We start from the raw sequence: 14,402 nt of genomic DNA on the forward strand, positions 1-14,402 counted from the left end.
CATGCGTCGTCGTATCCTGCAGGCCACGCTCCTCGCGGTCGCGGTGGCGGTCGTCGTGCTGGGCCTGCCCTTGGGATTCAGCGCTCTCAAGCTCGTCGAGGACATCACCAAGCAGGAGTTGTCCCAACGCGCTCAGCAGATCGCGACGGCGCTCGACGAGCAGGTGGCCTCCGGCCAGCCGATCAACCTGAAGGTGGTCCGCGTCGCGGTGCCGAAGGGCGCCCGGCTGATCGTGCAAACCCAGGGCGAGTACTACCGGTACGGTCCCGATCCCGGTGAGCGGCCGCTGATGCAGAGCGTGCCCATGGTGCGCAGCGGCACGGTCACCATCGCCACGCCCATCGACCCGGTGCGCACCCAGCAGCTGCAGGTCGCGGGGCTGGTGCTGATGCTGGTGGTCATCTCGGCGGGCACCGGGATGGTCGTCGCCTCGTTGACCGCGCGCAGACTGGCCGACCCGTTGCGGCACGTCGCCGCGCGCGCCGCTCGCCTGGGCGCCGGTGATTTCCGGCCCGACCAGCGCAGGCATCAGGTCCCGGAGCTGGATCGGGTGGCCGAGGCGCTGGACGCTTCCGGTGCTGCGCTGTCCCAGCTGGTGCAGCGGGAACGCGAGCTGGTCGGCGATGTCTCGCACCAGCTGCGCAGCAGGCTCACCGCGCTGAACCTGCGGCTGGAGGTCCTGGCGGCCTCCGGTGATGAGGACATGGCCGAGGAGGCCAGGGCTGCGCTGGAGCAGGCCGAGCTGCTCTCCGAGGTGCTGGACGATCTGCTGGCGGCCGCCACCGCCGCGCGTGCTCGCGATGCCGAGCCGTTGGACGTGACCACTCTGCTCTTCAGGGTCACCGAGGAGTGGCGGGAGCCGTTGCGCGCCGAGGGGCGGCCGTTGCGCGTCAAGATCGACGACGAGCTGCTGGCTCGCGCCACCCCCGGCAGGCTGCGCGAGGCGATCGGCGTGCTCCTCGACAACGCTCTGCGGCACGGCCAGGGCGCGGTCTCGCTCGTCGCCAAGCAGGGCGGTGGAACCGTGATCATCGAGGTCTCCGACGCGGGCCCGGGCGTGCCCGACGCCCTGGTTCCGCACGTCTTCGAGCGCGGCTTCTCCGGGCACGGATCCACGGGTGTCGGGTTGGCCCTCGCCCGCGCCCTGGTCGAGGCCGACGGTGGCCGTCTCGAACTCAGTCAGGCGCGCCCCGCCATGTTCGAGGTCTTCCTGCCGATAGCGCGCGCGGACGACGTGCTGGGACTGCCGTGGAAACCGGAGTCGACGCCGCGCTGATCAGCGGATCAGCGCGCGGTCCTGCTGCGGCGGATCGATCGGGCCGACTTGCTGCTGGTCGGCGGGGAACACCCACTTCCGGAAAGCCCACCAGCGGAACGCCATCCCGAGCAGCAGGCCGATGATCTGGCCCGCGGTGAAGTCGGCGACCTCCTCGACCAGTCGGCTGGTGTAGGGCATCTGCAGGTGCAGCACGTAGCGGGAGACCCACAGCGGCGCCGAGTACAGCGCGACCCCGATGCCGCTGATCAGGAAGTACAGCGTCGCCTCGTGATGTCTGCGGTGGCCGCCGCGGGTGCGGAACGACCAGTCCCGGTTCAGCAGGTAGGACACCAGGGTGGCCACCAGCACGGCGATGACCTTCGAGGTCACCGGTTTCGGCGACAGCACGGTCAGCTTGAGCGCGTAGAAGATGCCCGTGTCGATGATGAACGTGATCGCACCGACGGTGCCGAACTTGAGCAGTTCGCGGTGTCGCAGCAACAGCACCTGCACTGTGCGCGGCAGTCGTGCGAGCACGGAATCAGGGACGGACACGCCCCGAGTCTACGGAGCGTGCTCGAGCGGGTCAGCGCTATGTGTGTAGGGCCGCTCAGTGTGTAGGGCCGCTCACGTTCGTCCCAGTCGTCCGAGCGCTGTGGGCCGTGGCCTTGGTCACGGCCCACAGCGCTCGATCACGAACCCGGTCGCGTCGAGCTCGATGTCGGCGACTGCGTGTCGCTGGTCGTCGACGGAGCGGACGTGCTCGAGGGCGGCGACGTCGTGGACGGTTCCGGGGACGGCGATGAGCCGGAGGGCTCCGAGCTGGTCGTCGGCGCAGGCGGCGAGCTCGTCGTCGGACGCGGCTGGGTCGTCGACGGACGCGGCTGGGTCGTCGACGGCACCGGTTCGCTCGGGATCGGGCTCGGAGTCGGATCCGGGGACGAGGACGAGCCGGTCTGTTCCGGCGGCGCGGGCGGGTGTGCTGGGAGCCGGTACGGACGCGCCGGGTTCTCGTCCAGGTCCGAGCGCACGCAGTGCCAGCTGTCCCAGTCCCGCCACACGTCCCAGTGCTCGTCGCCGTGCTGGACATGCTTGCGGTCGCCCTCGCCGTTCGGTCCCGGCTTCCACCAGTGCGGGGGCGTCCACCAGGGCGGGCATTCGGGCCCGGGCGGAAGGTCCGGCCACCACGGGTCCAGCTGAACGACCTGGTGGTCGGTGGCCTTGCCGAGCGTGGCGGTGATCGGCACGACCAGGTCGCGTCCGTAGTGCTCGCCGTTCTGAACGGACATGGGCCACCACGGGCGCGAGCCGTCGTGCGCGACCCACAGCTCCCAGGTCGCGCTGCTGTTCGGCCGCAGTTCCTTCGAGCAGGTCACCGCGGTCTCGCCCCGGTCTGCTGCGCAGTCCTGGCCCAGCGACGGGAGGTGCAGCTCAGCGCCGTCGGGCAGTTCTGCTCTTGCCTGAGCCCGGCGGGTGCTCGTGCCGGTGTTCGCCACCGTCATCGTGACTCTGTGCGGAAGCGGAAGCCACGGCGCATGCTGCGCGGTGGCCGTGAGGTCCACACCGTCGATCGGGTTGGGCGGTGGCGGCGGTGGTGGATCTTCGACGATCACGTGTACCGCGGGAAGGCTCAGGTCGATCTGCGTGCCCGCGCTGATGCTCACGTCGATCGTGCCGTCGGTGGCTTCCCGACCGGCCTGCACCAGGTAGTCGAAGGCCATCGACTCACCCGGGCGCAGGCCGCGATCGGTCGTGCAGGTCAGCAGATCGCCCTGGTTCGAGCAGGTGACGTTCGGCGCCCCGGGCGCCTGCGCGCGCACGGGCGTCACCTGCGCGCTGACGCTCTGCGGCGCGGTGGTCGCGGGGCCGCTGGAGGCCGCGTTGGGCATCCGGGCGCTCACGCCCTCGGGCGTGCGCATCGTCGAGGTGATCGGCTGCGAGTCGGCCGTCCCGTTGTTGGCCAGGGTGATCGGAACGGCCAGCGGATCACCGCCGGCGATCAGCCGCAGCGGCTGAGACGGACCGGAGGCGCTTAACGAGGGAGCTCCGGGCGCCGGAGGCGCTGGCGCCGGGGCCGGTGCGGGCGGCGGTGCCTGCGCCGGTGGTGGTTGTGGTGCCGGCGGCTGCGGTGCGGGCGGGGGCGCTGCCGGCGGTTGCGGTGCTGGTGGGGGCGCTGCCGGTGGCTGCGGTGCGGGCGGTTGCGGCACCGGTGGCGGAGGCGCGGGAACGACCGGTGGTCGCGGCTCGGGCGGGGACTGCGCGGCCGGGATGGACTGGCCGCCACCCGAGGTCATCGCGATCGCCACGGCTGCGGCCAGCACGGCGGTCGCCGCTCCGGCGGTGACCGCTTGGCGCGGTCCGGAGCTGGCGGCGTCACCTGCGGCGGCTCCGCCAGCAGCGCCGGCTCCGCCCGCGGAGACGGCAGCGCCTGCGGCGGTCCCGCCCGAGGCGGTGGTGGCCAGGTAGCCCGCGACCGAGCCGCCCAGCACCAGGGGCGCGATGACGACGCGCAGCGCGCCGTTGACATCGGCGAGTTCGGCGGCCAGCGCGCGACACCGGTCGCAACTGTCCAAATGGGTCTCGACCTGTGCGGTCTCCCGCTTGGACAGCCCTCCGCGAGTCCAGGCGCCGAGTCGGTCGGCCGCGGCCCGGCAGTGCTGCACGTCGGCATCGGAGGCGTCGAGCTGTCCGAGGTGCACTTGCAGGTAGGCCTGGCGCAGCCCTTCGCGGGCCCGGTAGGCCAGCGCGGACACGCCGTTGGAGGTCAGGCCGAGCAGCGGTGCGACCTCGGCGGGTGACTGCCCCTCGACCTCGATGTGCCAGAGCACGGTCTGCCAGCGCTCGGGCAGCCGCGCGAAAGCCTGCGCGGCCAGCGTGCGCTCGAGCCCGGCGGTCGCCGTGTCGTGAAACGGCACGCTGACGTCGGCGCCGGACACCTCGGCGACGTCGTCGGCCAGCTGGACCTTGCGGTCCCGGCGGGTGCGGTCGTAGGCGGCGTGCCGCAGCGAGGTCAGCAGGTAGGCGCGGAAGGCCGAGGTGGGACCGCGCCCGTCGCGCAGCGTGTCGAGGACCTTCGCGAAGGCCTCCGAGACCAGGTCGTCGGCCTCGGCAGGTGACTTGGCGACCTGACGAGCCATGTTGTAGGCCGAGGCCACGTGCCGCTCGTAGAGCTGCGCGTAGGCCCGCGACGAGCCGCTGCGCACTTCCTCCAGCAGCTCCCCATCGCTGGGGCCCTGCACATCCGTTGAAACGGTCGCCACGCCAGCACCTTCCTCCCCGCAGGGGCGTGTCCTCTGTAGTCCTACCTGGGCGCCGGAGCCGGCGAAGACCTCCTGGTGGGGAATCCGCCGAACAATTCTGAACCGGATCGTATTGCGAAAGCCATCGAATCCACCGTCATGGGTGAGTGGTTCGCGCGTCTCATGTCGTGCAGACGCGATAGGAGGGATCCCAGGCATGCGGGACTGGCCACTGGAATGTGATGCGTCCGGCGCGCGGTCACTTCAGCGGGCGTTGCGGGCTCGCTGGAGGACCGCGAGCCTAGCAGCGGGGTGGCCGTTTCCCAGCGATTGGGAGGTATCGGCCGTGGACACGGTGTGCGCTGCGGTGATCGCCGGTTCTGACCTGCGCGATCCGCTCGCGGAGCTGGGAGCGGCGCGCGCCGAGTCCGGTGTGGAGCTCGCGGGCACGTTGCAGGACCTGGCCGCGTTGCACGCGGTCACCGAGTCCGATTCCGATGGGCTCGTTTTCGCCGACCCGGACGCGGTTCCCGCGCCGTTGCTGCGCATCACCGCGCTGGGCTGGGCCGACGTGGTGAACCGCATGTCGGTGGGCCGGGAGGTCGAGGACCCGCTGACCGGTATGAACACAGCGGGCTACCTGCGAACCCGGCTGCACGAGGTGTACCGGGAAGCCAGGGCGGGCGGGTTCCCGGTCGGGGAGCAGTACGCCTTGCTGACCGTCACCCTGGGGGTCTCCGACGGCGGTTATCCGCGGATGGTGGCGATGGTGCTCATCGCCGACGCGCTGCGCACCGTCTTCGACGCGGGCGAGACGGTCGCCGTGCTGCGCTCGGCCACTGCCGGGGTGCTCACCTCGCGCACGCCGGATCTGCAGGACCGGTGCGTGCAGGTGCGCTGGATGATCGAGAACCGCCTTGCCGCCGACCCGTCGCTGCGCGATTGCGGCCGGGTGCGGGTGCGCGAGGAACCGCTGCCCGCCGATCACGCGTCGGCCTGCGAACTCCTCGCGGCCTTGTGACGACACGTTGTGAAGCAGGTCGCGTTCGCCGATCCTGCCGCTGGTCCGCGACCCCCGCAGCTTTAGGCTGAGGTCGTGGACCAGCGCACCGGAACCCCAGTCGTAGGCATGATCGGTGGTGGCCAACTGGCCCGGATGACCCACCAGGCGGCTATCCCGCTCGGGCAGTCGCTGAAGGTGCTGGCCACATCCGAGGAGGATTCGGCCGCGCTCGTCGCGCCGAACGTGGAGATCGGCCACCACGCTGACCTCGAGGCATTGCAGACGTTCGCTCAGGGCTGCGACGTGGTGACCTTCGACCACGAGCACGTGCCCGGCGAGCACCTGCGGGCTCTGGAGTCCGCAGGCGTTTCCGTGCAGCCGCGCCCCGATGCGCTGCTGCACGCCCAGGACAAGCTCGTGATGCGCCGCGAGCTCGCGGCGCTCGGTCTGCCGGTCCCGGCGTTCGCCGAGGTCACCGAGGTCGCCGAGGTGCTGAGCTTCGGTTCCGAACACGGCTGGCCGTGCGTTCTCAAAACCGCCCGCGGCGGCTACGACGGCCGCGGCGTCTGGATGCTCCACGACGCCGCCGAGGCGGAGGCGACCGTCGCCGAGCTGTTGGCGGGCGGCGCGCCGCTGCTGGTCGAGCAGGCCGTGCCGCTGCGCCGCGAGCTGGCCGCGCTGGTCGCGCGTTCGCCGTTCGGGCAGGGCGCGGTGTGGCCGCTGGTGGAGACCGTCCAGCAGGACGGCATCTGCGTGCAGGTGTTGTCTCCGGCCCCGGACGCTTCGGCGGAACTGGTCGAGCAGGCGCAGAACATCGCGCTGACCGTGGCGGAGCAGCTCGGCGTGACCGGGGTGCTGGCGGTCGAGCTCTTCGAGACGGATGAGGGGCTCGTGATCAACGAGCTCGCGATGCGCCCGCACAACTCCGGGCACTGGACCATCGAGGGCGCCCGCACCTCGCAGTTCGAGCAGCACGTGCGCGCCGTGCTGGACTACCCGCTCGGCAGCACCGAGCAGACCGCGCCGGCGGTGGTGATGGCCAACTTGCTGGGTGCGCCGGTCAAGCCGGAGATGGGTGTCGACGAGCGGTTGCACCACCTGTTCGCCCGCTATCCGCACGCCAAGGTGCACCTCTACGGCAAGGGCGAGCGGCCCGGCCGCAAGCTCGGCCACATCAACGTCCTCGGCGAGGACATGGACGAGATCCGGGAGCAGGCCAGGTTGGCCGCGCACTGGCTCTCGCACGCCGAGTGGCTGGACGGCTACGAGAGCCACTGATCTCCGCGCAGCTGCGGTGCGTCGTGCCCGGTGGTGCGGGCGGCGGCGCGCCGCTCGGCTCCGGTGAGCCGGCCGGGCGGTAGATTTTTCCATTGTCGGCACCGGCGCGGTGCCGGTCCAACGACAGGGAGGCATCGGCGTGAGCGAGCGGAACCCGCTGGTCGGCGTGATCATGGGCAGCGACTCCGACTGGCCGGTGATGCAGGCGGCAGGTGACGCGCTCACCGAGTTCGACGTGCCATTCGAGGTCGGCGTCTACTCCGCGCACCGCACCCCGCAGCGGATGCTGGACTACGCGCGCGCGGCCGCCGACCGGGGCGTGCGCGTGATTATCGCCGGAGCAGGCGGCGCCGCGCACCTTCCGGGGATGGTGGCCTCGGCGACCGTGCTGCCGGTGATCGGAGTTCCGGTTCCGCTGAAGTACCTCGACGGCATGGACTCGCTGCTGTCGATCGTGCAGATGCCCGCGGGGGTCCCGGTCGCCACGGTCTCGGTCGGCGGCGCCCGCAACGCGGGCCTGCTCGCGGTCCGCACCCTCGCGGCCGGTGACGGCGAGTTCGCCGCCGGGCTGCGCACCCGGATGGCCGAGTTCCAGGACGGCCTCGAGAGCCTGGTCCACGACAAGCACGCCGCCCTGCAGGAGAAGGCCGCACAGGACTAGGTCCCGCTTCGTAGTGCGGGACGCGGTCGGGGCCGCGGCAGATGTCCGGGGAGCCGATCAGGTTCCGCTGCCAGCACCACCGGGTAGCGGAACCTCGGTGAACGAAGTTCCTAGCCGAGCTGGTGCACCATCACGGCTTCGTGCGCGGTGCCGATCGGCCCGTCGATGTCGTAGAGCTTGGCCGTGGCCATGCCGATGCCGGTCGGCTGGGTTTCCCTGCGGGTCTCCACGCCCAGCCACTCGCCGCGCATCTCGCGATGCAGGTAGAGCGAGATGTCGGTGTTGATCCACGGGCCGAAGATCTCGCCGACCGGGCTGGCCGCGCTGATGGCGTCGGCCAGGATCGCCACGTGCGCCAGCGGGCTGAGCTCCTCGCCGGGCACCAGGGGCAGCGGCATCCGCATCCACGCCTGGCCGCGCTCGGTCGCCGACTGATCGGCCACCCAGCGCACCTCCATCACGTCGTGCACGCCCCAGCGGAGTCCGAGCCCCGGAGGCAGCAGGTGCCGGGTCTCGATGCCCTCCGGTCCCGGGAACGGCGCCGCGCCCCGCGCTTCCGGACCGTCCACGTCGGACCTGCGGAGCAGGTGCGCGGTGGCGTTGGTGAGCAGCTGGTCACCGCTGCTGAGGGTGGCGCGCAGCACGTGCAGCCGCTTGCCGGTGCGCAGCGGCTGCACGTCCACGGCCACGGGGTTGCGCGGCACCGGCCGCATCAGATCCACCGTCAGCCTGGCGCAGAACAGGTCCGGCTCGTCGGCGGCTCGTTCGATCGCCCGGGCCAGCAGGCCCGCGACCGGTCCACCCCCGGTCAGCTCGCCCCAGGGATTGCCGGAAGCCTCGTTCGGCACGAAGAGGTCGCCTTCGCGCCGGAAGAGGGCGTCGGTGTTGCGCATACCCGGATGCTACTCACGGGTAGATAAGCTGAACCAGCGTCCTGAGTAGCGAATCCGTTGTGACGGTGGTTACCCCGGCGATCAGCCGAGTTCGACGGTGGTGCGCTCGTCGGCGCGGCGCTTGTCCAGCTGCGCGGGGTCGAGGTTGGAGCAGTGCACCAGTGCGCCCTCGCCGGCCAGCACCGCGAGCAGACCGTCGACCACGCCGTCCGGGAACGACCAGTCCAGCGTGGACAGGACTCGATCGCCGCGGCCGATGCCCAGCTCTACCGCGCGCTTTCGCGCCGCGGCGATCAGATCGTCGACGGACCGGTCCAGCAGCGCGGGCGCGCTCCCGGACACCGGGGAGATCGGGCTGAAGTCATCGCCGTGCACGCGGACGTCGGAGATGTAGTCGACGAATCCGTCCGGCAGCTCGCGCACCGGCGCGCCCATCGGGTCCAGTCCGAGCGCGGCCTTGACGTAGGCGCCCTCGGCGCGTTCCGGTGCGGCGGCCGGGACGAAGGCTACCTCCGCGCCTTCGGCCTGGTCGGTCACGTGGGCGCCGCACCACCAGGCGCCCAGCAGCACGCCGGCGGTCTGCCAGTGCGCGGGCAACGACACCGCCACCGGTGTGCCCGGTTCCAGGTCGAACTCGTCGACCAGCCAGTTCGCCGTCTTGGCCGCCCAGTTCGCGGTGGTGGCGCGGGACAGCTCGATGCGCGCCCCGGTGGCGTCGTCGTAGTGCGTGATCAACGGCTTGGCGGCACTGTCCAGCAACGGTCCGAGAAGTGCCTGGGTAACGCTCATGGCGGGCAGCCTAGCTTTCCGCCGTCGCGCTGGTTCCGCGTGGCGGCGCGGCCGGTGACGGCGCATCGGCGCGCGGCCCCGTAACCGGCGGGGGAGCAGCGGAGCCCGTCAGTTCACGCACGGGACCTCGTCGCCGGAGGTGATCGGTGCGTCCCGGGCGGTCCCGTCCAGTCGCAGCGCGGGAGCCGGCGCCAGTCGCGGCGCGCTTTCGGCCAGGCCGGCCATGAATCGCCGCGCGGTCGGCGGATCGACGCGGACGATGCTGCGCCCCTGCTCGCCGCGGGCGTTGTCATCGGCCACCGGAAGCGTCACGAAGTTGACCGCGCCGGTGGCGACCCGCTGCATCTGCTGCACGAACCCCAGCGCGTCCCAGTCCTCGTCGAGCTCGACGGCGCGCCGGGTGGCCGCCGTGAGCTCGTTGATCCGCGCCGGGTCGGTGAGCGTGCCGGTGGAGAGCACCTTGTTCGCCAGAGCGGCCATGAACACCTGCTGGCGCACGATCCGGTCCAGGTCGCCGCGCGGGAGTCCGTGCCGCTGCCGGACGAACGACAGCGCGTCGGCACCGGAGATGGTCTGCCTGCCCGCGGTGAACTCGGCGCCGGAGTCCTTGTCGCTGGTCGCCGAGTCGAGGCAGACCTCGACGCCGCCGACGGCCTCGGTGAGCTCGAAGAACCCGAGGAGGTTGAGCTCGGCGTAGTGGTCCACGCGCACCCCGGTCAGTCGCTGCACGGTCTGCACCAGAGCCCGCTGCCCGGCCGCCTTCGCGTCCTGTTCCGCCCGGTCGTCGGCCACGCCCTCGGCCAGCAGCGCGTCCTCGGTGTCCTTCTTGGTCAACCCGTAGACCGAGTTGATCTTGCGGTGCTCGCCGCCGGGCGTCTCGGCGTAGGTGTCGCGCGGGATGGACACCGCGGTGGGCGGCTCGGCGTCGTGCGGGATCCGCATCAGCACCAGGGTGTCGGTGTTGAGCCCGTTGGTCGCCTCGGTGCGCAACTGCTTGAGCACCCGCAGCGGCAGCGGGTCGCCCTGCGCGTCGGTCCGGCTGTCGCTGCCGACCAGGAGCACGTCGGTGGCGCCGTCGTCGTCCGGTGGCGCCTGCGGTGCGTCCTGCTCATCCAGCTGGTCCAGGACCTTGGACGAGCTGACGTCGTCGAGCCGATCGACCAGGAACCAGCCGCCCGCGGTCAGCGCGAGCACGGCCGCCGAGCTCAGCGCCAGCAGCGCGCGCCCGGCGATCCGCGCCCGCGACCGGCGCCGGGCGGCGGGCTCCTCGTGCTCGGTCTCGGACTGCTCGACCAACTCGGCCTCCCCCTGCCGCTGTCGCATCGCGACACAGATTAGCCGTATGTCCGCCACGTCCGGATCACCTAGGTGACCGACGGAACCGCTGCGATTCCGGACGGCCCGCCCGGGCGCACCGACGGGAGGATCACTCCACGCAGGGCACGCCTTCGGCGGTGATCTGCTGGTCGTTGACGTCCTGCTGGGTCTTCAGCGGCGCCGCACCGCTGAAGCCGTCGAGGCGGACCTTCGCCGGACCCGCGAAGGTCTGCTTGCCCGGGCCCTTGTAGTCCTGGCCGAGGTAGACGTCCACCTCACTGGATTCCAGGTCCGGCTTCATCTCGGTGCGCACGCCGCCGAGCGCCTCGGCGACCAGCTTCGCGCCGGACTCGTCGCCCTGGGCGTGGTAGACGACGGTGTCCTGCCGGGAGTCGGCATTGGCCGCCTCGCCCTGCTCGAAGCCCTGGCTGGCCAGCTCCTCCGACACGTTGCCCGCCAGGCCGCTGACGCTGGAGGCGTTGTAGACGTTGACGGTGAACTTGGTCGGGTCCTGCTGGGTGGCCATCTTCTGCGCGCGCTGCTGCGGGGGCAGCAGCAGGTCGGAGGCGAAGCGCTTGGTCTCCGGGATGTTGATCGCGACCTTCTCCTCGCCGGACTCGCCGACCAGGTGCACCGGAGCGCTGTAGAACTGGATGTTGCCAGCCCCGATCCCGCTCATCTGCTGGGCGAAGCCGAGGATGTCGTTGGCCAGCTTGGGGTCGAGGGTGACCGACTTGTTGATCGCGTCGATCAGGTTGTTGAGCTTGCTCGGATTGGACAGCGTGCCCGAGGAGAGGATCTTGCCCGCCAGCGCGGACATGAACACCTGCTGGCGCTTGCCTCGGGAGAGCTCGTTGAGCAGTCCGTGCCGCTGCCGCACGAAGGCCAGGGCGTCGGCCCCCTGGATGGTCTGCACGCCCGCCTTGAAGTCCGCGCCGGAGTAGGGGTCGGAGGTGGCGTCCTTGAGGCAGACCTCGACGCCGCCGACGGCCTTGGTGATCTCGTAGAAGCCGAGCAGGTTGACCTCGGCGTAGTGGTCGATGGAGACGCCGCTGAGCTTCTCGATCGTCTTGAGCAGCAGCTTCTTGCCGGCCTTCTGCGACTTCTCCTCGATCTCCTGCTCGGAGTGGCCGCCTTCTTCCTGCAGCTTGGCGCGCTCCTGGGCCTTGCCGCGGTTCAACGTCTCGGTGAGCTTGTGCTTCTCGTCGCTCATCCCCGTGTCGACCATGGTGTCGCGGGGGAAGGACATCGCCGCGGCGCTCTTGCCGTCGTTCGGGATGCGCACGAGGATCATCGCGTCGGTGAGGTCGCCGCCGTCATCGGTCGTGTGCAGCTGCCGCAGGACGCTGTCGGGCAGCGGGTTGCCGTGCGAGTCGGTGCGGCTGTCGTTGCCGATCAGCAGGATGTCGGTGGCGCCGTCGGGGGCGTCGAAGCCCTTGCCGATCACGTCCGCGGTGCCGGTGTTGGCCGAGCCGCCGAAGATCGACCAGGCGAAGCCGGTGGCGCACAGCACGATCACCGACAGTAGGGCCGTCACGGTCCGGCCGGCGTTGCGCGCGACCGCGCGGCTGCGGCGGGGCCGGTCCCACACGTCGTCGGGTGGCACTTCCGCGGCGGCGCCGCGAGCGGAGCGCTGACCCGGCCGGACCACCTCGGTGGGGGCGTCGTCCGGCATGCCGTCGGCAGGCGGCGGGCCTGCGGCGCTCGAGCGAGGTCGTCTTCCCGCAGGGCTGCGGGGTGGAACCGGTTTTTCGGGGCGCCCGGCAGGGCTCCCGGACCGCCTCGGTCGGTCCTCCACGCCGAATCCTCCTTGGCCTGCGGGTCGAGCCTTACGCCACTAACGAGTGAATCAGCTCGGCTGTATGCGGCAGGCTAACCGTGATCGTAAGGAACCGATTCACCTCCCTCTGTAGTGGGTGATTTCACTCATACGGACGACACGCAATGGGATAACTGTGAGTAGTACGGGAGCCGGGTCGGGGCGGGCACGCCCATGTCAGACTGCGCACGCGGACCCGGTAGCGGTCGGCTGTGAACCACGAGGAAGAGGCGGCATGCGCATTCTGGTCACCGGCGGAGCCGGGTTCATCGGCTCGCACTACGTTCGGCAACTGCTCGGCGGCGCCTACCCGGCCTTCGCCGAAGTCGCCGAGGTGATCGTGCTTGACAAGTTGACCTACGCGGGCAACGAGGCGAACCTGGCGCCGGTCGCCGAGGACCCGCGGTTGAAGTTCGTCCGCGGCGACATCTGCGACCGCGAGCTGGTCACCGGCCTGCTGCGCGGCATCGACGTCGTTCTGCACTTCGCCGCCGAGACCCACGTGGACCGCTCGATCAACGGCTCGGACGCCTTCGTGACCACCAACGTGGTGGGAACCAACGCGCTGCTGCAGGCCGCCGCCGAGAACGGGGTCGGCAAGTTCGTGCACGTGTCCACCGACGAGGTCTACGGCTCGATCGAGTCCGGCTCCTGGCCGGAGGAGCACGCGCTGGAGCCGAACTCGCCGTACTCGGCGGCCAAGGCGGGGTCGGACATGCTGGCCCGCGCCTACTACCGCACGCACGGGCTACCGGTGTGCATCACCCGCTGCTCGAACAACTACGGGCCGTACCAGTTCCCGGAGAAGGTGCTGCCGCTGTTCATCACGAATCTGATGGACGGCAAGCCGGTGCCGCTCTACGGCGACGGGATGAACGTGCGCGACTGGCTGCACGTCGACGACCACTGCCGCGGTATCCAGCTGGTCGCGGAGGCCGGCCTGGCCGGCGAGATCTACAACATCGGCGGCGGCACCGAGCTGACCAACGCCGAGCTCACCGAACGCCTGCTGGCCGAGTTCGGCGCGGGGCGCGAGATGATCGAGCACGTCACCGACCGCAAGGGCCACGACCGCCGCTACTCGGTGGACCACAACAAGATCGTCACCCAGCTCGGCTACGAACCTGCGGTCGACTTCACGACCGGGCTGCGCGAGACGGTGCGCTGGTACCGGGAGAACCGGTCCTGGTGGGAGCCGCTCAAGGAGCGCGCGGCGGTGGCCCGGTGACCCGGCTGGCCGTGCTCGTGCCCGGCGGGCGCGGGCAGGTCGGCTCCGAACTGGCGGCGCTGCTCGAGGCCGCCCCCGGGGCGCTGGTGCACGCTCCCGGATCCTCCGAGCTGGACATCACCGACGCCGGCGCGGTGCACGACGCGGTGGACTCGTTCGCCGAAGCCGCGCAGGACGCCGACCTGCGCCCGGTGGTGATCAACGCGGCCGCCTACACCGCCGTGGACGCCGCCGAATCCGATCCGGAAACGGCCGCCCGGATCAACGCCGCGGGCCCGGGAACGCTCGCCAAGGCGTGCGCCGCGGCCGGTCTCCCGCTGCTGCACGTCTCCACCGACTACGTCTTCCGCGGCGACGGTTCCCGGCCCTACCAGCCTGCGGACGAGCCCGATCCGCGAACCGCCTACGGCCGGACCAAGCTCGACGGCGAGAACGCAGTGCTGGACTCCGGTGCTCGCGCCTGGGTGGTGCGCACCGCCTGGGTCTACGGGGCCCATGGCGGCAACTTCGTGAAGACCATGGCCCGGGTGGCCGCCCAGCGGGACAGGCTGAAGGTCGTCGACGACCAGTTCGGGTCGCCGACCTGGGCGGCCGACCTCGCTCGCGGACTCCTGCAGCTCGCCGAACGCGTGGCCGCAGGTTCCGGCCCGAAGCGCCGGATCCTGCACTGCACCAACGCGGGCACGACCACGTGGTTCGAGTTCGCCCGCGCCGTGTTCACCGAACTCGGCCTGGACCCGGAGCGGGTCGATCCGTGCACCACGGAGGAATACCCGGTCGCGACACCTCGCCCGGCCTACTCGGTGCTCTCCGGCGATGCCTGGGCCGAGGCGGGGCTGACGCCGCTGCGACCGTGGCGGGAAGCCCTCCGCGGCGCCTTCGAATCCGACGGCGAGGCCTTCGCGAGCGGCTGACGA

The 14,402-nt window shown here is 71.1% G+C and carries 12 protein-coding genes; 6 read left to right on the forward strand and 6 right to left on the reverse strand.

What is annotated here, in order from left to right:
• Window position 1: 1 nt before the first annotated feature.
• The gene (locus ABD289_RS07270; RefSeq protein WP_344127964.1) at window positions 2–1,276 is read left to right on the forward strand and encodes an ATP-binding protein; all 1,275 of its coding nucleotides are present in this window, start codon (window positions 2–4) and stop codon (window positions 1,274–1,276) included.
• Here the strand turns inward: ABD289_RS07270 and ABD289_RS07275 are convergent, their stop codons facing one another.
• Together ABD289_RS07275 and ABD289_RS07280 are read right to left on the reverse strand one after the other, a co-directional pair.
• Window positions 1,277–1,813, reverse strand: coding sequence for a GtrA family protein (locus ABD289_RS07275; RefSeq protein ID WP_344127967.1), 537 nt, complete (start codon window positions 1,811–1,813; stop codon window positions 1,277–1,279).
• 137 nt (window positions 1,814–1,950) lie between these two features.
• The gene (locus ABD289_RS07280) at window positions 1,951–4,518 is read right to left on the reverse strand and encodes a sigma-70 family RNA polymerase sigma factor (protein ID WP_344127970.1); all 2,568 of its coding nucleotides are present in this window, start codon (window positions 4,516–4,518) and stop codon (window positions 1,951–1,953) included.
• 325 nt (window positions 4,519–4,843) lie between these two features.
• On the opposite strand from ABD289_RS07280, the gene ABD289_RS07285 reads away from it, so the two are divergent.
• The 3 genes from ABD289_RS07285 to purE all read left to right on the forward strand — a co-directional run bounded on the left by ABD289_RS07285 (window position 4,844) and on the right by purE (window position 7,439).
• Window positions 4,844–5,518 (forward strand): hypothetical protein, encoded by a 675-nt coding sequence (locus tag ABD289_RS07285; RefSeq protein ID WP_344127973.1) that lies wholly within the window; start codon window positions 4,844–4,846, stop codon window positions 5,516–5,518.
• Window positions 5,519–5,593: 75 nt separating this feature from the next.
• The gene (locus ABD289_RS07290) at window positions 5,594–6,778 is read left to right on the forward strand and encodes a 5-(carboxyamino)imidazole ribonucleotide synthase (protein ID WP_344127976.1); all 1,185 of its coding nucleotides are present in this window, start codon (window positions 5,594–5,596) and stop codon (window positions 6,776–6,778) included.
• Window positions 6,779–6,950: 172 nt separating this feature from the next.
• On the forward strand, window positions 6,951–7,439 hold the full coding sequence (gene purE, locus ABD289_RS07295; RefSeq protein ID WP_344128097.1) for a 5-(carboxyamino)imidazole ribonucleotide mutase: 489 nt from the start codon (window positions 6,951–6,953) through the stop codon (window positions 7,437–7,439).
• A 110-nt stretch (window positions 7,440–7,549) separates the two neighbouring features.
• Here the strand turns inward: purE and ABD289_RS07300 are convergent, their stop codons facing one another.
• The 4 genes from ABD289_RS07300 to ABD289_RS07315 all read right to left on the reverse strand — a co-directional run bounded on the left by ABD289_RS07300 (window position 7,550) and on the right by ABD289_RS07315 (window position 12,113).
• Window positions 7,550–8,332 (reverse strand): thioesterase family protein, encoded by a 783-nt coding sequence (locus ABD289_RS07300; RefSeq protein ID WP_344127979.1) that lies wholly within the window; start codon window positions 8,330–8,332, stop codon window positions 7,550–7,552.
• A gap of 81 nt (window positions 8,333–8,413) precedes the next feature.
• Complete coding sequence (locus tag ABD289_RS07305; RefSeq protein WP_344127982.1) at window positions 8,414–9,121, reverse strand: TIGR03089 family protein; 708 nt, start codon at window positions 9,119–9,121, stop codon at window positions 8,414–8,416.
• A 108-nt stretch (window positions 9,122–9,229) separates the two neighbouring features.
• Window positions 9,230–10,444: an LCP family protein gene (locus ABD289_RS07310; RefSeq protein WP_344127984.1), complete on the reverse strand. Its 1,215-nt coding sequence runs from the start codon at window positions 10,442–10,444 to the stop codon at window positions 9,230–9,232.
• Between the two features lie 103 nt (window positions 10,445–10,547).
• Window positions 10,548–12,113 carry an LCP family protein gene (locus tag ABD289_RS07315; RefSeq protein ID WP_344127986.1) on the reverse strand — a complete coding sequence of 522 codons (1,566 nt, stop codon included), beginning with the start codon at window positions 12,111–12,113 and terminating at the stop codon, window positions 10,548–10,550.
• Between the two features lie 379 nt (window positions 12,114–12,492).
• On the opposite strand from ABD289_RS07315, the gene rfbB reads away from it, so the two are divergent.
• Together rfbB and rfbD are read left to right on the forward strand one after the other, a co-directional pair.
• Window positions 12,493–13,485, forward strand: a complete 993-nt coding sequence (gene rfbB, locus ABD289_RS07320; protein WP_344127988.1) for a dTDP-glucose 4,6-dehydratase — start codon at window positions 12,493–12,495, stop codon at window positions 13,483–13,485.
• Window positions 13,482–14,399, forward strand: a complete 918-nt coding sequence (gene rfbD, locus ABD289_RS07325; RefSeq protein WP_344127990.1) for a dTDP-4-dehydrorhamnose reductase — start codon at window positions 13,482–13,484, stop codon at window positions 14,397–14,399. The genes rfbB and rfbD overlap by 4 nt, the downstream gene beginning before the upstream one ends.
• Window positions 14,400–14,402: the final 3 nt, after the last annotated feature.

It is taken from the genome of Saccharopolyspora halophila, from assembly GCF_039531955.1.
In the GTDB taxonomy this organism is placed as follows: domain Bacteria; phylum Actinomycetota; class Actinomycetes; order Mycobacteriales; family Pseudonocardiaceae; genus Saccharopolyspora; species Saccharopolyspora halophila.